Here is a 20,460-nt window from a genome sequence, read left to right as displayed (position 1 = left end):
CTCCTGCACAGCGAACGCCCCCCACCACACCGACTACTCTTCGTGGTAGGAGATATTCAATCAGTTATCGCCAGGCAAGCACGCATTGGGGTCATTCGCCACGCAGACTTGCCAGCAAACCCGGGAGGTCGTCGGGCTTCACGAGCACCTCGCGGGCCTTCGAGCCCTCGCTCGGGCCGACCACGTCGCGGCTCTCCAGCAGGTCCATCAGGCGTCCCGCCTTGGCGAAGCCGACCCGCAGCTTGCGCTGCAGCATCGAGGTCGAGCCGAACTGGGTGGTCACGATCAGCTCGGCCGCCTGGATGAGCAGGTCGAGGTCGTCGCCGATGTCCTCGTCGATCTCCTTCTTGACCGGCGCCGCCGCGACGTCGTCGCGGTATTCGACCTGCATCTGCTCCTTGCAGTGCCCGACGATCTCGGAGATCTCCTTCTCCGAGACGAACGCGTTCTGGATGCGGATCGGCTTGCTCGCGCCCATCGGCAGGAAGAGCGCGTCGCCCTGGCCGACCAGCTTGTCGGCGCCCGGCTGGTCGAGGATGACCCGCGAGTCGGTCAGCGAGGAGACCGCGAACGCCAGCCGCGACGGCACGTTGGCCTTGATGAGGCCGGTGACCACGTCGACCGACGGCCGCTGGGTGGCGATGACCAGGTGGATGCCGGCCGCGCGGGCGAGCTGCGTGATGCGCACGATCGAGTCCTCGACGTCGCGCGGCGCCACCATCATGAGGTCGGCCAGCTCGTCCACGATGACCAGCAGGTACGGGTACGGCTGGTAGACGCGCTCACTGCCGGGCGGCGGCTGCAGCTTGCCCGCCCGCACGGCCTTGTTGAACTCGTCCACGTGCCGGAAGCCCGAGGCCGCCAGGTCGTCGTAGCGCCGGTCCATCTCGCCCACGACCCATTCGAGGGCCTCGGCGGCCTTCTTCGGGTTGGTGATGATGGGGGTGATGAGGTGGGGGATGCCCTCGTACACGCTGAGCTCGACCCTCTTGGGGTCGACGAGCACCATGCGCACCTCGTCGGGGGTGGCGCGCATGAGGATGCTGGTGATCAGGCCGTTGACGCAGACCGACTTACCGGCGCCGGTGGCGCCGGCGATGAGCAGGTGGGGCATCTTGGCGAGGTTCGCCACGATGGTGCGGCCCTCGACGTCCTTGCCCAGGCCGACGATCATGGGGTGGTGGTCGGCCTGCGCCACCTGCGAGCGCAGCACGTCGCCGAGTGCCACGAGGTCCTTGTCGGCGTTCGGGATCTCGACCCCGATGGCCGACTTGCCGGGGATGGGCGACAAAATCCGGACATCGGCGGACTTGACGGCGTACGCGATGTTCTTCGTGAGCGCCGTGACCTTCTCCACCTTGACCGCGGGCCCCAGCTCGATCTCGTAACGCGTCACCGTCGGCCCCCGGGTGAACCCGATGACCTGCGCGTCGATGCCGAACTGCTCCAGCACGCTGGTCAGCGCGTTGACCACGGTCGTGTTGGCCTTGGTCTGCGGCTTGGGCGCGGTGCCCGGCTTGAGGTGGGCCAGGTCAGGCAGGCTGTAGGGGCCCGCCTGCGGCGACAGCACGAGCTGCTCGACCTTGCGGGGCGCGGGGGTGGGCTGCGGCGGCTCAGGACGCCTCTCAGCCTCGGGAACAGGCGTCTCCTCCTCGTCGGTCAGCCCGGGCACGATCTCCGGCGAGTGGTCGGTCCGCTTGTCCTTCTCGGCGAGCACCGGCGTGTCGTACGGCTTGACGATGTCGCCGCCCTCGCCGGCTTCGCCCTTCTTCGTCTTGACCCGCTTCCTGGACGGCGACTTCGGCGTCTCCGGCTCGGCGTGCCGCTCGAACAGCAGGTGCTTGAGCTCGGCCAGCCGCTCGGGGATGCGGTGGACGGGCGTGGCGGTGATCACCAGCACCCCGAACCCGGACAGGAGCAGCAGCAGCGGGATCGTCACCCACGACGGCAGGATGCTCATCGGCGGCGCCGAGACCAGGAACCCGACCATGCCGCCGGCCTGCGCCACCTTGTCCATGCCCTGGCCCTGGCCGGCCGGATAGGGGGTGCCGTTGGAGACGTGAATGACGCCGAGCACGCCGACCAGCAGCGCGGCCCAGCCGATCACCATGCGGCCGGTGTCGGCGGAGTGGTCGGGGTGACGCAGGTAACGCCAGGCCAGCAGGCCGAGCAGCAGCGGCAGCACCCAGGCCAGCGAGCCGAACACGCCGCGTACGGCCGCGTCGACCGCCCCCGACACCGCGCCGTCGGAGGCGCGCCAGGTCATCGCCGCGAGCACGATCGCGCCCGCCAGCACCGTGAGCCCCACGCCGTCGCGCCGGTGCGCCGGGTCGAGCTCGCGGGCGTTCTTGCCCACCGCCCGCGCGGCGCCGCCGATGCCGTTGGCGAACAGCATCCACAGCCCCACGATCAACTTCCCGATCATGGTGAGTACCCAGGTGATCGGGTCGGGGTGGGTCACCGGGGATCTACGGCCGGACGCGGATGCCTTCGTCCTGGGCCGTCCCGCCTGCGTCGTCCCGCGCTTGGCGGGGGTCGAGCGAGACGAGGTCGACCGCTTCGCCGGCCCCTTCGATGCGCTTTTCGGCGTACGGGTGGCCATGATGCCAAAGGTACGACGGAGACACCTCGGTACGCGCGTAGGCTCGCCGGTGTCCTGACATGTGGCCACCCGAACTGTGACGCGCGGGCACGCTCAGTCGCGCCCCCGCACGATCGAGACCGCCTCGAACGCCGGCCGCATCGCCACCACCCGATCGGCCAGGCCCTTGACCGTCTCCCGCAGCCCCTCGTCCTCCCCCGCCGCACCGGCCAGCCCTTCGAGGCGCGTCTCCACCGGCACCGGCCGCCGCGCGAAGTCCGCCAGCGCCTCGTCGGTAGTCGACCGTCCATGCCGAGCCGGCCGAGCACGTGGGTCAGGGCGTAGCCGTTGCGGATGTCGTCGTCCACGATGAGCGCCCGCCGGGCCTCGAACGGGTCGTCGGGCCAGTCGAGCCGCGTACGGAAATTGCCGTCGCGCAGCCCCTGTAGGGCCGTGAGCAGGGGACGGAGGTCCTTCGGGTGGAGCGATCCAGCGGTGTGGGGGGAGCCCGACCGCGCGACCATGGCGGCCTTTTCACAACTGGAGGTATCAACGGCATCAGTCTGCCACTCTGAGAGTGACCGAACTGCCACATCGAGTGATGTTCTAGGACGCAGAGTGGACACGACCAGAGTGTCGAGTACGGCCTTCGACGGCACTCCGCAAGCACCGGCGCACGCACGCAAGTTCGTCCGCCAGGTGCTCGGCGAGTGGCGCCTGAGCCACCTCGCCGAGGACGCCGTCCTGCTGACCAGCGAGCTCGTCACGAACGCCGTGCTGCACGCGGGCACCGGCGTCGAGCTGACCTGCCGCCTGGACGTCGACGCGACCCCGGCCAAACTCGAGATCGAGGTCGAGGACCACCATCCCGCCCGCACGATCCCGCCCGCCGGCGAACCGCCCTCCGCCGACGCGACCTCGGGCCGCGGCCTCGCGCTGGCCGGGATGCTGGCCGACGCGTGGGGCGTCACCTACACCAAGCGCGCCAAACGGGTCTGGGTGCGCATGGAGATCGGCGACGGCTTCGAGCCGCACGAGCCGCCGGGCCGGCTCGGCATGCTCCCTGTCGTGCCGCTGGAGACGCTGCACGTGGGCGTGCTGGTGGCCGACCTCGACGGCGTCGTGGAGTCGTGGAACACCGAGGCGGAGAAGCTGCTCGGCTGGCAGGCCGAGCAGGTCGTCGGCCGCTCGCTCAAAGACCTGGTGGCCTGGCAGGGCCACGGCCCCTACGCGCTGTCGCTGATCGACACGCTGGCGCTGTGCCGGTGGCGGGGCGAGGCGCGCATGCGTCACCGCGACGGCGGGCTCGTCCCCGTCTACGTCTCCCAGCTGCGCAGCAGGGGGCACGCGGGTGAGCGCAGGTCGATCTGGATGGTGGTGCCCGCCGAGCACCGGGGCGTGCTGACGCCGCCGTCGGCGCCGATGCGCAGGGAGGCGGGCCGGCGGATCAAGGAGCTGCTCGACCACGACATGCCGTTCACCGAGCTGCTGGACACGATCGCGCAGATCGTCCAGGTCTCCAGCGGGGGCGACGCGGCGTACGTGCTGCTGTCGGCCGAGGGCGGCGACCGGTTCGGGGTGGCGGCGGGCGCGGGCGCGACGGCGGGGCTGGTCGGGGTGCTGGCCACGGGCGTGTTCGGGCCCGAGCGCAGGACGCCGGTGATGACGGAGGACCTGCTGGCCGGCGACGTCGAACTGGCCGACCAGCTGCGGGCCAGATCGATGGCGTGCGCGCCGCTGCTGGTCGGCGGCGCGGTGATCGGCTACCTCGTGGTCACCGCGGCGAGGCCCGGCCACTTCGACCAGGAGCTGACGATCAGCCTGCAGCACATCGCCGGTCAGGTGGCCGTCCCCGTGCAGCGGGGGCGGCTGGCCGAGCAGGACCGCGCGCACAGGGGGCGGCTGTCGTTCCTGGCCGAGGCGGGCGAGCTGCTGGCGGGCGTGCACGACGAGGAGCTGATCGCGGCGCTGACCGCGCAGCTCGTGGTGCCCAAGATCGCGACGTGGGCGGCCGTCTATCTCACCGACCTGACCGGCATGACCAGGCTCGCGCACGTCTGGCACAGCGACGAGCGCAACAACGCCGACCTGCGCAAGTCGCTGCCCGCCATCCCCCGCTCGGCGCTCGACCAGGTCGACTGGCCGATCGGCCCGGAGAACGTGCTGGCCTTCCCGCTGCTGACGCAGGGCAGGTCGTACGGCGCGCTGGTGATCGGCCGCACCGAGCCGACGCTGCCCCTCGAGCTGGCCGACCTGCTGGCGGACCTGTGCCGGCTGGTCTCGCTCAACCTGCACACCGCCATGCTGTACGCCCGCCAGGCCACCACCTCCCGCGTGCTGCAGCGCAGCCTGCTGCCCATGCGGGTGGCCCCCATGCCGGGCCTGGAGTCCGCGGTCGTCTACGAGCCGGCCGAGGAGGGCGCCGACGTCGGCGGCGACTTCTACGACCTGTTCACGGTGGCCGACCACTGGTGCTTCGCGCTGGGCGACGTGTGCGGCAGCGGCCCGGAGGCGGCCGCGGTGACCGGCCTGGCCAGGCACGCCGTACGCCTGCTCGCCAAGGAGCACTACACGGTCGCCGACATCCTCGACCGGCTCAACCACGCGCTGCTGGAGGAGGGCGACGAGGGCAGGTTCCTCAGCCTGCTGTGCGGCGAGCTGACCCCGCTCCCCCAGGGCGGCGCACTGTGCACGATCGCCTCGGCCGGCCACCCGCCGCCGCTGCGGCTGCGCCCCGGCGGCGAGGTACGCGCGATGGCGACCCCGCAACTGCTGCTCGGCATCGAGGCCGACGCCCGCTTCCACGTGGAGACGTTCGAGCTGGCGCCTGAGGACGTGCTGCTCTGTGTCACCGACGGGGTGACCGAGCGGCGCAACGGCGACCGGCTGCTCGACGACGGCGACGGCCTGGCCGCGCTGCTGTCGGGCTGCACAGGGCTGAGCGCGCACGCGGTGGCCGAGCGGGTGCGGCACGCGGTCGAGACGTTCGCCCCCGAGCCGTCGCAGGACGACGTGGCCCTGCTGGTGATCAAGGCCTCCGCCGCCCTGCGTCAGGCGGTCAGGTGACTCAGCGGAACCGGTAGGTGGTGGTGGAGGTGCGGCGCTCGCCCGGCCGCAGCACCGTGGAGGGGAACTGCTGCTGGTTCGGCGAGTCGGGGAAGTGCTGGGTCTCCAGGCACAGCCCGGCGAACGGCCCGTACGGCGTGGCGGCCCCGTCGAGCATGCCGCCCGCGTAGAACTGCACGCCCGGCTCGGTGGTGGTGACCTCCATGGTCAGGTCGCCGCCGGTCACCGTGACCCCGCCGTCGAGCACGAAGCAGTGGTCGTAGGCGCCCTCGAAGCGCTCGCCGACGGCGTGCGGCTCGGTGAAGTCGAACACCGTGCCCTTGACCGGCGCCAATTCGCCCGTGGGGATCTTGTCGTCGTCGACCGGCAGGTAGTGCTCCGACTCCATGCGGACCACGTGGTCGAGCACGTCGCCCTCGCCCTTGAGGTTGAAGTAGGAGTGGTTGGTCAGGTTGACCACGGTCGGCGCGTCGGTCTCGGTGGCGTAGTCGATGCGCAGCGCGTCGTCCTCCAGCGTGTACGTCACCGACGCGCTCAGCGTGCCGGGGAAGCCCTGGTCGCCGTCGGGACTGACGAGCGTCAGCGTCACCGACGAGTCGCTGCGCTCGGCGACCGTCCACACCTTGGCGTCGAAGCCCTCGGTGCCGCCGTGCAGGCAGTTGGGCCCGTCGTTGGCGGGGAGGGTGAACTCGACCCCGTCGAGGGTGAAGCGGGCGCCGGCGATGCGGTTGCCGTAGCGGCCGACGACGGCGCCGAAGTAGCGGCTGCGGGTGCGGTAGTCGTCGAGCGTGTCGAGCCCGAGCACGACGTTGACCCCCGATACCTCCAGCCTGCGCACGATGGCGCCGTACGTGAGCACCTCGGCGCGCAGCCGACCCGACGACAGCTCTATCTGCTCGACCTGCCGGCCAGACGGCAGCGTTCCGAAGATCATATCTGTGCCCTTCCCGTGGACTCGCGGACTATGAGGGCGGTGTCGAGGGTCACCGTCGCGCCCTCGCCCCCCGACTGCAGCAGCAGATCAACCGCCATTCTGCCCGCCTGCACGGCCGGCATGGCGACCGTGGTCAGCTTGGGCCGGTTGAGCCGCCCCGGCAGGATGTCGTCGAACCCGATCACACTTATCTGGTCTGGTACCCCTATCTCCATCGCCGACAGCCCCTCGATGAGCCCGAGGGCCACGAGGTCGTTGTAGGCGAGCACGGCGGTGGCGCCGCAGGCGGCCACCTCGGGGGCCACCGACAGCCCGCCTGCCTCGGTCGGCTGGTTGGGGCCGAAGAAGATCAGGTCGAGCCCTGGGGTCTCGGCGGCCACACCCTGCATCTCGTTGCTGGTCCACGAGCCGATCGGGCCGGAGACGAGCGCGATCCTGCGGTGGCCGAGCCCGGCCAGGTGCTCCAGCGCGAGCTTGGCGCCCTGGGCGACGTTCATGAGCACGGACGGCATGCCCTTGATGCGCCGGTTGACCACCACGAACGGCACGTCCTCGGCCAGGCGCTCGATCATCTTGTTCGACAGGCGGGGGCTGCACAGCAGGACGCCGTCCACCTGTTTGGCGAACGTCCTGATCAGCTCCTCCTCCACGCGCGGGTCCTCGTCGGTGTCGGCCACGAACACGTGGTAGTCGCGGCCCCTGGCCTGCGACTGGGCGGCCTTGATGAGCGGCGGGAAGAACGGGTTGGCGATGTCGGCCACGATGAGGCCCATGTTGTACGTGCGCCCGGTGGTGAGCGCCCTGGCCGCCCGGTTGGGCCGGTAGCCGAGGTCGTCGGCCGCGGCCAGCACGCGGCTCCTGGTGGCGGGGTTGACCAGGTGCGGCGCGGAGAAGGTGCGCGACACAGTCGACACGTGAACGCCGCAGGCACGGGCCACGTCCTTGATCGTCGCCGCCATCGCCGTCCTCCCTTGCAAACGGTTGCCACAGTAAACCCTGGCCGTCTCGGATAACGGCGTCAAGGTTTCTGCAACCGGTTGCTACGGCGGGCGGCGGCTCACCCGGCCGGCTTCACCACTTCCCGCCGAGTTCGTTCAGCGTGAAGATACCGCCGGCGCGGTGGTGCAGGGGCTCGTTCAGGTCGGGCTCGCCCTGCTCGGCGATGAGCGCGGCGGCGAACGGCTCGGAGGAGTCGTGCGAGACGTACCCGATGGCCTTGGCTTCCTCCAGCGACCACCAACGGCGCGGGCTGTCGGAGACGCCCCAGACGACGTGGTAGCCGTCGGCGGTCAGGCCCGCCTCGACGAGCCTGGTCAGGTCGTCGGCGGAGATCCAGGTCGCCAGGCCGCGGGTGTCCACGGGGCCCTCGTTGCAGGTGCCGAGGCGGATGACGGTGACGTTCATGCCGAAACGGTCGTGGTAGAGGCTGCCGAGCGCCTCCATGACCACCTTGCTCACGCCGTAGAAGGTGTCGGGGCGGGGGAAGGCGTAGTCGGGCAGGTCGGCGCCGTCGGCCGGCCGGGTGTGGTAGCCGGCGGCGTGGTGGCTGCCCATGAGGACGAGGTGCTCGACCCCCTCCCTGTACGCCGCCTCCATCAGCACTTGCGTCCCCTCGATGTTGGCGCGCAGGATGTCGGCCCAGGGGTGCTCCCTGCTCTGGCCGCCGAGGTGCAGCACGGCGTCGACGCCCTTCATGGCCTCGGCCACGGCGTCGGGGTCGGCGAGGTCGGCCGTCACCCATTCCTCGCCGGGCCCCGGCTCGATCGGTTGAATGTCGGAAAGCCGCAGCGTGCGGCCTTCGCGGGCGAGCCGGGGCCTGAGCAACGTCCCGACCTTTCCCGCGGCTCCCGTCATGAGAATGCGCATGCATCCATGATGTACACGATTCTGGCCGAAATTCACATCCTTGAATGTTGACCGTGAGCCGCGTCACTAGTTACGTTCACAGGCACACATTCATGTCCACGACTCATGTCCACGTATGTGAACAGGAGGCGGTCTGATGTCACGTCGTTTGCTGGGGGTCGCGCTCGCCGCGACCCTCGCCGTAGGACTGACAGGCTGCGGTTCCGGGGGATCGTCAGGTTCGGAGGACAACACTTTGGAGATCTGGATCAGGCAGCCGCCCGATTCCGACTCCGCCAAGACCGCCAAGAAGCTGGCCGACGCATTTACCAAGGCCAGCGGGGTGCCGACGAAAGTCGTCGCGCTTTTCGACGACTTCGAAACCAAACTGAACCAGCAGGCGGCACAGCGGCAACTGCCCGACATCGTCATCAACGACACCGCCCAACTCGGCACCATGGTGTCACAGGGCTGGCTCCAGCCCGTCGACAAAGCCACCCTGGCGGGCGCCGACCAGCTCGCGGAAACCGCGTGGAAGGCCGCCGCCGGCAGCGACGGCAAGTATTACGCCGCGCCATTCTCCGCCCAGTCGTTCGCGTTGATCGTCCGTAAGGACTGGCGCGAGAAAGTCGGCATGGAGCCGCCCGCCACGTGGGAGGACCTCTCCAAACTCGCCGTCGCGTTCACCGAGCAGGACCCCGACGGCAACGGCGAGAAGGACACCGCCGGCTTCGTCGCCCCCGCCGGCACCAAACGCGGCTACGCCTCCTGGTACGCCTCCTCCCTCATCTACGCCAACGGCGGCGACTTCCTCGCCCCCGCGGGGAACGGCAAGTACACCGCCACCGTCAACGACCCCAAGACCGTGGAGGCCGTCCAGTTCCTGCAGGACCAGTTCTGCAAGACCAAGACCGTCAACCCCGGCGCCGTCAGCAACGACACGACCGTCACCCACGAGGTGTTCGAGAAGGGCCAGGGCGGGATCTACCTGGTCGGCCCGTACGTGCTGGCCCGGTTCGTCAACAGCGTCGGCACCGACAAGATCGAGGTGCTCCCCGTGCCCAAGGGCCCGTCGGGCGGCCCCGGCACCCTCGGCGAGGGCGAGAACGTCTACATGATGGCCGGCTCCGAGAACCAGGAGGGGCAGAAGAAGTTCGCCGAGTTCGCCGTCTCCCCCGAGGGCCAGCGCATCGGCATGAACAAGGACGCCAACGGCGCCATCGTCCGCCTGCCGGTCAACACCACCGTGGACATGGCCGCCGAGCGACAGGACCCGCGCTGGAAGGTGTTCCAGGAGTCCTACGAGCACGCGGTCTACGCCCCGCCGGTGCCCAACTGGGCGCCGATCCGCCAGACCTCGGCCGACTCCATCAACGCCGTGTGGGCCGACTGCTCAGCCGACGTCAAGACGGCCATGGATGAGCTCAACAACAAGCTCACCCAGGAACTGCAGAGCCAGAAAGCCTCATGACCTCGACACTCACCCCGGCGCGCGGCCGGACCGCGTCCCCCGGCCACCCACCCCGAGCGGTGCGGTGGCGGGGGCCGCTGATCGCCTGGCTGTTCCTGGCGCCCGCGCTGCTGCTCTTCCTGTACTTCAAGTTCATCCCCATGTTCGTGGGGCTGTGGAAGAGCCTGTTCAAGGTGCAGACCTTCCTCGGTGACGAGTGGGTCGGCCTGCAGAACTACCAGACCATCGTCAGCGACGACGAGTTCGCCTCGGCCATCTGGCACAGCGTCGTGCTCGCCCTCGGCACCACGGTCGGCTCGATCGTGCTCGGCCTCGGCCTGGCGCTGCTCATCGAGGGGCCCGCCCGCTACCTGTGGTTCGTCAGGACCGCGGCCTTCCTGCCGGTCGTCACCACGATGGCGGCCGTGGCCGAAGTGTGGCGCATCATGTTCCACCCGGCCGACAGCGGGATGCTCAACGTCATCATCGGCTGGACGGGCATCGACCCGCAGCCCTGGCTGGCCAGCGAGGACTCCTCGCTCTGGTCGATCATGCTGATGAGCATCTGGCGCGGGACGCCGTACGACATGATGATCTTCCTGGCCGGGCTGGTCGGCGTGGACCGCGCGCTGTACGAGGCGGCCGCCGTGGACGGCGCCTCCACCTGGAGGCGGCTGCGCCACATCACGCTGCCGGCGCTGCGGCCGGTGTTCTGGATCCTGTTCACCCTGGCCGCCATCCGCGGGCTGCGGGTCTTCGTCGAGGTCTACGTGCTCACCAACGGCGGCCCCAACGGCTCGTCCGAGGTGCTCATGACGTTGATCTACAAGCTCGGCTTCCAGAAGAACGAGCTGGGCGTCGCCTCGGCGGGCGGGATCGTGCTGTTCCTCGCCACGCTGGCGCTCACCGTGATCGTGCAGATGCTGCGCAGGAGGCAGGCGACATGAAGTTCGACAGCGCGCTGGGCCTGGAGGCGCGGCGGGGCCCGGTCGCCCGCGTCGGCAAGGTCCTCATCTACGCCGCGATGGTGATCGTCTTCACCGGGCCGCTGGTCGGGCTGCTGATGAGCTCATTCAGCAAGACCCTCGACCCGACCTCCTTCTCTTTGTGGCCGGACGAGTTCACGCTGGAGAACTTCATCCAGGCCAAGGACAAGAACGTCTACCTCTACCTGCTGAACTCCTTCATCGTCGTCGGCTTCGGGCTGCTGCTGCAGGTGCTGGTGAGCGTCTTCGCGGCGTACGCGCTGGCCCGCAAGAAGTTCCGTGGCATGACGTTCGTGATGCTGCTCATGCTCACCACGATGATGCTCCCCGAGGAGATCATCGCGATCCCGCTCTCCCTCGTCCTCGCCGACATGCCGCTGCTGAACGTCAACCTCATCGGCACGTACGCGGGCATGATCCTGCCCGTCGGCGCCTGGGGCTTCTCCATCCTCGTCATGACCGAGTTCATGAAGGAGGTGCCGGTGGAGCTGGAGGAGGCCGCGCGCATCGACGGGGCCGGCGAGCTGCGCATCTTCGCGACCATCATCGTGCCGCTGTGCCGCCCGGCGCTCGGCGTGATCGGCGTCTTCGGCTTCACCATGATCTGGGACCAGTACCTGCTCCCGCTGATCGTGGCCCCCGAGTCGGACATGTGGACCCTGCCCATCGCGCTACGCTCGCTCCGCTCCGACGAGGAGGTCGGAATCGGCGTGCTGCTGGCGGCCTCGCTGCTGGCGCTGCTGCCGTCGATCATCGCCTTCCTGGCCTTCCAGCGGCAGTTCATGCGCGGTCTGACGAGCGGCGCGGTCAAGGGTTAGGCGTCCATGTATCTGGACGCTATCCAATATCCTGGATGTCCGAAGCCGCCGAAGGATACGAGATGGGATGAGCATGGAGCAGCCCCCGCTGGTCAAGTCCGCGGAGCGGACCGTACGCATCCTGGAGACGCTCGCCGAGTCGCACGACCACCTCACGCTCTCCGAGCTGCAGCAGCGCACCGGGTTCCCGCGCAGCAGCCTGCACGCGCTCATGCGCACGCTCGTCGAGCTCAACTGGGTCGAGACCGACTCGGCCAGGTCCGCCTTCGGGATCGGCCCCCACGCGCTGCTGACCGGCACGGCCTACCTCGACAAGGACCCGGCGCTGCCGTTCGCCCAGGACTGCCTGGAGGACCTGCGTGACGAGATCGGGCAGACCGTACACTTCGCCCGGCGCGACGGCGCCCACGTCCTCTACCTCGCCACCCGCGAGTCCCGCGAGGCCGACCACGTCATCCCCCGCGTCGGGCGGCGGCTGCCCGCCCACGTCACCGCGCTCGGCCAGGTGCTGCTCGCCCAGCTCACCGACGACGAGGTGGTCGCCCTGCTCCCGGCCCCGCTCGTCGCGCTCACCGAGCACACCATCACCGACCTGACCAAACTCACCGGCGAACTCGACCAGGTCCGCACCCGCGGCTGGTCCTACGAACGCGAGCAGGGCACACCCGGCGTGGCCTGCGTGGCCGTCGCGGTCGACTACCGCATCCCGGCCACCGACGCGATCAGCTGCTCGATGCCCGCCGGGCTGCCGCCCGCCGAGGTCGAGCGCATCACCGAATCAATCATCAAACACACCCGCAAGCTGGCTGCCACCCTGCGCAGGGAGGGCATCCGCTAGTCCCCAGGAAGGACCGTTGATGCGGTTAGACGGCGTTCTCTTCTTCCCCGTGACCCCCTTCGGCCAGGACGGCGGCCTGGCCGAACCCGTCCTCGCCCGCCACGTCGCCGCCGGGGTCGCCGCCGGAGCCGGAGGAGTGTTCGCCGCGTGCGGCACCGGCGAGTTCAACGCCCTCGACCCCGCCGAATACACCCGGGTCGTCTCCACCGCCGTCACCGCCACCGCCGGCCGCGTCCCCGTCTTCGCCGGAGCCGGCGGCCCGCTCCCCACCGCCCGCGCGCTCGCCCGGGCCGCCGCCTCCCAGGGCGCCGACGGCCTGCTGCTCATGCCGCCCTACCTGGTCACCGGCCCCACCTCCGGCCTCATCCGGTACGTCCGCGACGTCGCCTCCGTCACCGACCTGCCCGTCATCGTCTACCAGCGCGGCACCGCCCGCTTCACCCCGTCCGCCGTCGCCACGCTCGCCGCCGACGTGCCCCAGGTGATCGGCTTCAAGGACGGCCTAGGCGACTTCGACCTGCTGCAACGCATCATCCTGACCGTCCGCCAGGCCACCTCGGAGCCCTTCACCTTCTTCAACGGCCTCCCCACCGCCGAACTGACCGTGCCCGCCTACCGCGGCCTCGGCGTCACCCTGTACTCCAGCGCCGTCTTCGCCTTCGCCCCCGAGATCGCCCTCGCCTTCCACAAGGCCGTCAACGGCGGCGACGAGGTCCTGGTCCAACGCCTGCTGACCGACTTCTACCTCCCCCTCGTCCAGCTCAGGGACCTCGCCCCCGGCTACGCCGTCTCTCTGGTCAAGGCGGGCGTACGGATGCGGGGGCTGGAGGTGGGCGGCGTCCGAGCCCCCTTGGTGGACCCCGACCGAGAGCACCTGGAAAAACTCGAGGAGATCCTCAATACGGGCCTTTCCCTGACCGGCCCCTAACCCGTCCCCGCCCTCGGCCACTCGGCCGCTCGGACGCTCAGCCGCTCGGACGCTCGGACGTTCGGACGCTCAGCCGCTCAGCCGCTCAGCCGCGCTCGGACGCGCCGATCGGGCCCGGCCGCGCCCGGTCGCGCCCGATCACCGCCCGAGCGCGCTGGAGCGTCCTCTTCCTCACGCCCAACCACCCACTCAGGCCGCTCCCCTTTGCGCCCACGAGCACCCCGCGCACATACCCCCGATTGCGCCGCCTCTCCCCATGCCGCCTCTCCCCATGCCGCCCCTCCCCATGGCCCCCCTCCCCATGGCCCCCCGACACCCGATAGCTCACCGGGGCGCTCATATCTCTCCGCGGCTCTCTCCGCGGCGCGCCTCCCTGCCGCCCCTCGGCCGGTCGCGCACGCGGGCTTCCTCCCCCTCACATCCGGGCCCTTCATCCATCCCCCGCGTCCGGGGCCCTTCATCCCTTCGTCCGGGCCCTTCATCCTCCGTGTGCGGCCACCAGCCCAACGAGGCCGGAACGACGAAGGGCCCGCCGGACCGGGCGAGGTGGGGAATCACCCCATCGCCCGGTTCGGCGAGCCCTCCTGCCGGCTCACCTCGTCCGAAGGCTCACACCTGGAGGCGGCCGTCCACCCGGCGCGGGATGGACAGCGGGTTCGCGTCCTTGAGCTCCTCAGGCAGCAGCGCCTCCGGCCAGTCCTGGTACGCCGTCGGCGCCACCCACCGCTCGATCGCGGTGGCCCCGACCGACGTGGAGGTCGTGGTGGCGGACGGCCAAGGCCCGCCGTGGTGCATGGCCCAGCACACCGCGACCCCGGTCGGCCACCCGTTCCAGATGAGCCGCCCGGCCTTCCTGCCCAGCACCTCGACGACCTCGGACGCCTCCTCCGGCGCCACCCCGTGCACGCTGGCGGTCAGCGACCCTTCGAGCCGCTCGAGCACCGGCCGCAGGTCGGCGACGTCGCGGTAGGTGACCACGATGGCGGCGGGCCCGAAGCACTCCTCCCCGATCTCCGGCAGCTTGGCCGCGAACGTGTCGAGGTCGGCGGTGAACGCCTTCGGCGTGACCGCCCAGCTGCCCTCGCCCGGCTTGCCCTCGGCCAGCAGCTGCAGCTCACCCAGCCGCTCGACGCCGCCGAGGTAACCGTCACGGATGCGCTCGGCCAGCATGGGACCGCCTGCCGTACCCTCGACGGCCTCCACGATCGCCTTGCGCAGCTCGTCATCCTCGGGCACGAACAGCAGGCCGGGGTTGGTGCAGAACTGCCCGACCCCGAGCGTCAGCGACGCGGCGAACCCCGCCGCCACCTCCTTGACCGGCGCCGACGGCAGCACGACCACGGGGTTGACGCTGCCGAGCTCGCCGTAGAACGGGATGGGCGTCTCCCGCTCGTCGATCAGCTTCTGAATGGCCTTGCCGCCGGCCACCGACCCGGTGAACCCGGCCGCGACGACCGCGGGGTGCTGGACAAGGTCGGCACCGGCCTGCATGCCCTGGACCAGGCCGAGCAGGTCGGGGTTCGGCAGCGCCTCGCTGATGATCTTGGCGACCCGCTCGGACGTGTTGGGGTGCCCGGGATGCGCCTTGACGACCACGGGGCACCCGGCCGCCAGCGCCGAGGCGGTGTCGCCACCGGCCACCGAGAACGCGAACGGGAAGTTGCTGGCCGCGAACACCGCCACCACACCCGGCAGCGCGTGCTTCATCCGGCGTACGTCGGGCCTGGGCGGCGTCAGCGAGGCGTCAGCGTGGTCGATGATCGCCTCAAGGTAGCCGCCGTCCCTGATGACCTCGGCGAACAGCCTGAACTGCCCCGCGGCACGCGCGACCTCGCCGCGCAGGCGTCCCTCACCGAGCGCGGTCTCCTGGTCGGCGAGCTGCCACAGCTCGTCCACGTGGGCGGAGAGCGCGTCGGCGACGGCTTCCAGCGCGACGGCCCGCTCGGCCGCCGGCGTCGCCCGCCACGCCGCCCCGGCAGCGGCCGCCGCGGAAACGATCCTGTCGACACCGGCGCTGTCGGTCTCGGGCAGGGCGGCGCCCACGGTTGCGCCGGTCCTGGGGTCGTGTCCGTAGATCATCGAAAGGCCCTTCGGATGCTTGACACTTCTTCCACCTGATTCTTACAGTTGCGGCAACTTGTCCACAAATCTGGCCATTGTTCACATACATGAACGGCGAGCGCATGATCATCAGGCAGGTCCACGTAACTCCCGTCGCCTTCAGGGATCCGCCTCTTCTCAACGCCGCCGGAGTCCACGAGCCGTGGGCCCTGCGTACCATTGTCGAGGTCGTCACCGACGAAGGTCTGAGCGGGCTGGGCGAGACCTACGGTGACCTGCACCATCTCGCCAAGGTACGCGACTGCGCCAATGCTTTGGTCGGCCTCGACGTCCACGCGCTCAACGAGATGTACGCGAGGATCGCCGCGACCGTCGGCGGCACGGTGACCGACCTCCATGGCCTGACCGGTGCCGCCACCAAGGAGAAGAGCATCGACCGCGTCTTCTCCCCCTTCGAGGTGGCCTGCCTCGACATCCGCGGCAAGGCGGCCGGCGTGCCGGTGAGCGACCTGCTGGGCGGCAAGGTCAGGGACGCCGTCCCGTACAGCGCGTACCTCTTCTACAAGTGGGCCGGCCACCCCGGCGAGGAGCCGGACCGCTTCGGCGCCGCCCTGGACGAAGCGGGCATCGTGCAGCAGGCGAAACTGCTCATCGACGAGTACGGCTTCGCGTCCATCAAGCTCAAGGGCGGCGTCTATCCGCCCGACCAGGAGATCTCCGCGATCCGTGCCCTGCACGACGCGTTCCCCGGCGTGCCCCTCCGCCTCGACCCGAACGCCGCCTGGTCGGTGGCGACCTCGATCCGCGTGGGCGCGAACTCGAGGGCACGCTCCAGTACCTGGAGGACCCGACGCCGGGCATCGACGGCATGGGCGAGGTCGCCGCCGCCGTCCCCATGCCCCTCGCCACCAACATGTGCGTGGTCACCCCCGAACACTTCCCGCCCGCCATGGCCGCCCGCTCGATCGGCGTACTCCTCCTCGATCACCACTATTGGGGCGGCCTCGTACGCTCGTCGCAGGTGGCCGCGATGTGCGACGCCTTCGGCCTGTCGATGTCGATGCACTCCAACTCCCACCTCGGGATCAGCCTGGCCGCCATGACCCACCTGGCCGCCGCCACCCCGAACCTGACGTTCGCCTGCGACACGCACACGCCTTGGCAGGACGGCCAGGACGTGGTCAAGCCCGGCGCCCTCCGCTTCGAGAACGGCGCCGTCCCCGTCCCCACCGCTCCGGGCCTCGGCGTAGAACTCGACCGCGACGCGCTGTCGACGATGAACGAGCAGTACAAGAAGTGCGGAATCACGGCACGGGACGACACGTCGTACATGCAACGCTTCACCCCGTCCTTCACCGCCACCCGCCCCCGCTGGTAACCCGCCCTTGGCCAACACGCCCCTCTTCACCCCGCTTCTGCTCAAAGACAGAACCCCGCTCCCCCCACCTCCGGCCAAAGACGGAAACCCTCCGCACCCACCTCTGGCCAGGGACGGAAGCCTCCCGCGCCCACCTCTGACCGGAGACGGGAACCCTCCGCACCCACCTCTGACCAGAGACGGGAAGTCTTCAGTGCCCACCTCTGACCGGAGACGGAAGTCTTCAGTGCCCACCCCCAGTCAGCGGCGGAAGCCTCCTGCGCCCCCAGCCGGTCAGGCACAACAAGCTGCCCCACCTGCCTCCCGCCAGAGCCGCAAAATTTCTCCGCCCACCTCTGGTCGGACAGGGCAAGCTCCCTCATCTACCCCACGCCAGGCCAGAAGACCCTTCCACCCACCTCAGGTTGAAGCCGCAAGCCCCTACACCCACCCTGAGGCTCGGGACGGAAGCCTTCTCCCTCACCCCCAGCCTCAGGCTGCGGGCAGAGGTCCTCTCGCCCACCCCAGGCGGGGGGCAGAAACCCCTCAGGTTGAGGGCAGAAGCCTTCTGTCCTGCCCTCAACCTGAGAGCGAAACCCCTCACCACCTTCGGTCCCCGGCCGAAAGCTCCCTCTCCCACCTCAGACCGAGGCCGAAGCGCTCTCCACCCTTGCCCCACAGGGGGAAAGCGCGCCTGGCTGGCCTGCGATCAGATTGGGAAGCACCCCCATCCACGAACCGTCCCCCATGGACCGTGCCCCCACGAACCGTGCCCCCACGGACCGTGCCCTACGAACCGTGGCCCACGGACCGGCACCTACGGTTCCTCACCTACGGACTCCAATGCCGAGGGACGGCTCGGACCGACTCCCATTCGCGCGGAACGAACCACCGACTCAAATGCGCGCGAACGGACCCCACCGACCTTTATCTGCGAGGACCGTCACCCACAGACCGCTACCGGCAAGGACCGGACTGAACCCCACCGTTCCTCCGTTCCGCTTGGCAAGGAACACCCCTAACCCCTTTCCTATGGCTGCCATCGACAAATCCATCGACCTATCCCCCATCCGTAACGAAGACACTTCCAGCAAGGAGACCCTGTGGTGAACGTCGCCTACCTGTACCCCTGGGACGTGGTCGGTGACCCGTCGGCCCCCAGCCGTCTGGCCGACCTGGGCGTCGAGGCGGTCGCACTGGCCGCCAGCTACCACTCGACACGAGCGGCCACGCCGTACCATCCGGCCCACCGCGTGCTGGACGTGCCGTACCCGGCCTTCTACCTCCCGATCCGCCCCGCCTCCTGGTCCCGCCTGGTACCCGCCGCCCCCACCTGGACCCCGGCCGACGCCTACCTCCAGGCCAGGGACGCCCTCAAGGCAGTCGGCCTCCAGGTGCACGCCTGGACGGTCCTCACCCATAACTCCCACCTCGGCGCCGCCAACCCCGACCTGGTCGTCCGCAACGCCTTCGGCGACGCGTACCCGTACGCCCTGTGCCCATCGCACGAGGACGTCATCGAATACTGCGAGAGCCTGGTCAGAGAAACCCTGAAGCTGGGAGAACCGGACGGCCTGATCCTGGAGGCCTGCGGCCCCATGGGCTTCGGCCACCAAACCGTCCACGAAAAGACCTCCGGCGCCGACTGGACCCCGGCGGACATCGACCTCCTCTCCCTGTGCTTCTGCAAGAACTGCGCCACCCGATACCCCGACCAGACAAGGTCAGTGGTCCGCTCCGCAATAGACCGGACCACAGCACCCAGCCACCACTCCGAAGCCACCGCCACGCAGACAACACCAAGCACAGCTCGCACCACCACCCCTCCCCTCTCAGCCGAACAAGCCCTAGGCGACCTGGCAGACGAGGTACGCCAAGCCCGCACCACCCTGACCACCACCCTCCGCCAACGCCTGATCACAGTGGCGAAGGAAACCGCCCCCCACGTCCCCATCACCCTCCATGCCAACCCCGACCCCTGGTCGACAGGCGCCTTCGCCCCTCTCCCCGCAGGCGAACCGAACGCCGACGTCCTGGTAGCCAACTGCTGGGGCGACCCATCCACGGACGCCACCCGCCTGACTCACCTCAAGACTCTGACGAACGACCCCCAACGAGTAGGCGCCTACGTATTGGCCCTCCCCCCACGCCCCGCCGACCCAGAGGTATTGGCCGACCAGCTGAGGACGTACAGCAAGGCAGGAGCCACGGAATACCACCTGTACCACGCCGGCCTAGCCTCCCCCCAGCGTCTGTCAGCCCTAGCGCAGGCCCTCACCCTCCTGTCCTAATCCACGAGGTCTGTGCCGGGTGGGAAGGGAGGCCGGCCGCACGTTCCCGAACCGCTCCGGCCTCCCAGCCCACTCCACGACCCCACACCTCCACGCCCCGGCTCGCACCCTCACGCCCTCACCACCCCGACCTAAGCACCGCCCCACGCACAGCACTCGCCGCCCCGAACGCCACCCTCACCGCTGCCTCTCGCCCTCTCACCGCCGCACCTTGAACTCCGCCCCACGAGGGGACCCCCATGCGGAATGCAGCCCCACGCGAGATGCAACCCCACGCGAATACCGGTCCCCGCGACGCAACCTCACACGAACGCCAACCCCCCGATGCGGCCTTACGCGGAATGCAGCCCCTGCGGGATGCCGGTCCCGCGAGATGCAAACCCCACCCTCACCGTCAACCGGCCCACCCTCACCACCGCGTTCTCACACCCGGGCCGATCCCGTACCGCCGCACTGTCCCCGGCGTCACCCTCGAGCCACGATTCGGACTGTGCAACCTTCCGCCAGCGCACGGCCTCGGCGAGGAGCAGCCACGCCTCCTCGCGTACTTTCCTGCATCCCACAGCTTCTGCCGAGCAAAGGTCCGTCATCCCCGCCCACCTCCTCGCACACCGTTTGGGGTCGGTACAGCGCCGCCGGTCCGAAGGATTGGCCCACCTCTGACACCGTCGCGTTCCTTGGAACCCCCGTCGTGCTTGCTACGGCCCCAACACCTGAGATTCCGTGTGAGCCGCACTGGCTCCGGATACGTATGACCGCATGAACGATGTGCTAATCGTCTTCAGAAAGTACGGGGGCGCACTGCACTGGAACCATCCCGGCCGCGTGCTCGGTGAGGACGAGCACGGCGTCTGGGTGGACGTGCCCGGCGGGACGTTAGCCCGTAAAGGCGATGCCCCGCCCGTCACCTGGAAGACCCCGGTCACCATGCTGTTCCCCCGAAACGCCTGGTGGACTGCCTCATTTCACATCCCGCCCCACAAGAGCGACCTCTACATCGACGTCACCACGGTCCCGGAGTGGAGAGACGACGAGGTCACCATGCTCGACCTCGACCTGGACGTCATCAGGCTGAGGAACGGACGTCTCATTCTCGACGACGAAGACGAATTCGCCGAGCATCAGCTTCTCTTGAACTATCCCACCGAGTTGATCAAACAAGCGGAAGAATCAGCACGCTGGCTTCTCGACGCAGTCGCGAAAAGGCAGGGCCCGTTCGGCGGAGCGCACTTGGCCTGGCAAGCAAAAGCATCATGAATGCATCAAACTGAGACCTGATCGAAAACCAAGGCTATCATCATCAAC

Annotated in this window: 14 protein-coding genes and 1 pseudogene; 9 read left to right on the top strand and 6 right to left on the bottom strand. The window is 69.5% G+C overall.

What is annotated here, in order from left to right:
• Nucleotides 1-91: 91 nt before the first annotated feature.
• The gene (locus AB0K28_RS45505; protein ID WP_364383157.1) at nucleotides 92-2,602 is read right to left on the bottom strand and encodes a DNA translocase FtsK 4TM domain-containing protein; all 2,511 of its coding nucleotides are present in this window, start codon (nucleotides 2,600-2,602) and stop codon (nucleotides 92-94) included.
• 93 nt (nucleotides 2,603-2,695) lie between these two features.
• Nucleotides 2,696-2,842, bottom strand: a complete 147-nt coding sequence (locus AB0K28_RS45500) for a hypothetical protein (protein WP_364383154.1) — start codon at nucleotides 2,840-2,842, stop codon at nucleotides 2,696-2,698.
• 357 nt (nucleotides 2,843-3,199) lie between these two features.
• Between AB0K28_RS45500 and AB0K28_RS45495 the strand changes: the two genes are divergently transcribed.
• On the top strand, nucleotides 3,200-5,647 hold the full coding sequence (locus AB0K28_RS45495; RefSeq protein WP_364383151.1) for a SpoIIE family protein phosphatase: 2,448 nt from the start codon (nucleotides 3,200-3,202) through the stop codon (nucleotides 5,645-5,647).
• Between the two features lies 1 nt (nucleotide 5,648).
• Here the strand turns inward: AB0K28_RS45495 and AB0K28_RS45490 are convergent, their stop codons facing one another.
• The 3 genes from AB0K28_RS45490 to AB0K28_RS45480 form a co-directional block, all read right to left on the bottom strand.
• Nucleotides 5,649-6,581 (bottom strand): aldose epimerase family protein, encoded by a 933-nt coding sequence (locus tag AB0K28_RS45490; RefSeq protein ID WP_364383148.1) that lies wholly within the window; start codon nucleotides 6,579-6,581, stop codon nucleotides 5,649-5,651.
• Entirely contained in the window at nucleotides 6,578-7,540 is a 963-nt protein-coding gene (locus AB0K28_RS45485) for a LacI family DNA-binding transcriptional regulator (protein ID WP_364383145.1), read from the bottom strand. Before AB0K28_RS45485 ends, AB0K28_RS45490 begins: the two co-directional genes overlap by 4 nt.
• A gap of 112 nt (nucleotides 7,541-7,652) precedes the next feature.
• Complete coding sequence (locus tag AB0K28_RS45480) at nucleotides 7,653-8,447, bottom strand: NAD(P)-dependent oxidoreductase (protein WP_364383142.1); 795 nt, start codon at nucleotides 8,445-8,447, stop codon at nucleotides 7,653-7,655.
• Between the two features lie 235 nt (nucleotides 8,448-8,682).
• On the opposite strand from AB0K28_RS45480, the gene AB0K28_RS45475 reads away from it, so the two are divergent.
• The 5 genes from AB0K28_RS45475 to AB0K28_RS45455 all read left to right on the top strand — a co-directional run bounded on the left by AB0K28_RS45475 (nucleotide 8,683) and on the right by AB0K28_RS45455 (nucleotide 13,446).
• Complete coding sequence (locus tag AB0K28_RS45475) at nucleotides 8,683-9,897, top strand: sugar ABC transporter substrate-binding protein (RefSeq protein ID WP_364383139.1); 1,215 nt, start codon at nucleotides 8,683-8,685, stop codon at nucleotides 9,895-9,897.
• Nucleotides 9,894-10,823: a sugar ABC transporter permease gene (locus AB0K28_RS45470; protein WP_364383136.1), complete on the top strand. Its 930-nt coding sequence runs from the start codon at nucleotides 9,894-9,896 to the stop codon at nucleotides 10,821-10,823. The genes AB0K28_RS45475 and AB0K28_RS45470 overlap by 4 nt, the downstream gene beginning before the upstream one ends.
• Entirely contained in the window at nucleotides 10,820-11,680 is an 861-nt protein-coding gene (locus AB0K28_RS45465; RefSeq protein ID WP_355429370.1) for a carbohydrate ABC transporter permease, read from the top strand. Before AB0K28_RS45470 ends, AB0K28_RS45465 begins: the two co-directional genes overlap by 4 nt.
• Nucleotides 11,681-11,747: 67 nt before the next feature.
• The gene (locus AB0K28_RS45460; RefSeq protein WP_364383133.1) at nucleotides 11,748-12,518 is read left to right on the top strand and encodes an IclR family transcriptional regulator; all 771 of its coding nucleotides are present in this window, start codon (nucleotides 11,748-11,750) and stop codon (nucleotides 12,516-12,518) included.
• Nucleotides 12,487-13,446 carry a 5-dehydro-4-deoxyglucarate dehydratase gene (locus tag AB0K28_RS45455; RefSeq protein ID WP_364383214.1) on the top strand — a complete coding sequence of 320 codons (960 nt, stop codon included), beginning with the start codon at nucleotides 12,487-12,489 and terminating at the stop codon, nucleotides 13,444-13,446. The genes AB0K28_RS45460 and AB0K28_RS45455 overlap by 32 nt, the downstream gene beginning before the upstream one ends.
• Nucleotides 13,447-14,055: 609 nt before the next feature.
• On the opposite strand, the gene AB0K28_RS45450 is transcribed toward AB0K28_RS45455, so the two are convergent.
• Nucleotides 14,056-15,525 (bottom strand): aldehyde dehydrogenase (NADP(+)), encoded by a 1,470-nt coding sequence (locus AB0K28_RS45450; RefSeq protein ID WP_364383130.1) that lies wholly within the window; start codon nucleotides 15,523-15,525, stop codon nucleotides 14,056-14,058.
• 89 nt (nucleotides 15,526-15,614) lie between these two features.
• Between AB0K28_RS45450 and AB0K28_RS45445 the strand changes: the two are divergent.
• The 3 genes and pseudogenes from AB0K28_RS45445 (at nucleotide 15,615) to AB0K28_RS45435 (ending at nucleotide 20,412) form a co-directional block, all read left to right on the top strand.
• Nucleotides 15,615-16,885 (top strand): annotated as a pseudogene (locus AB0K28_RS45445) (glucarate dehydratase family protein).
• Nucleotides 16,886-17,970: 1,085 nt separating this feature from the next.
• Nucleotides 17,971-19,155, top strand: coding sequence for a hypothetical protein (locus AB0K28_RS45440; protein WP_364383127.1), 1,185 nt, complete (start codon nucleotides 17,971-17,973; stop codon nucleotides 19,153-19,155).
• A gap of 759 nt (nucleotides 19,156-19,914) precedes the next feature.
• Nucleotides 19,915-20,412, top strand: coding sequence for a DUF402 domain-containing protein (locus tag AB0K28_RS45435; RefSeq protein WP_364383124.1), 498 nt, complete (start codon nucleotides 19,915-19,917; stop codon nucleotides 20,410-20,412).
• Nucleotides 20,413-20,460: the final 48 nt, after the last annotated feature.

This window comes from Nonomuraea sp. NPDC049504, from assembly GCF_040676845.1.
GTDB classification, from domain to species: Bacteria; Actinomycetota; Actinomycetes; order Streptosporangiales; family Streptosporangiaceae; genus Nonomuraea; species Nonomuraea salmonea.
The sequence above is the reverse complement of the archived record's forward strand: the minus strand, read 5'-3'. Positions and strand labels throughout refer to the sequence as shown.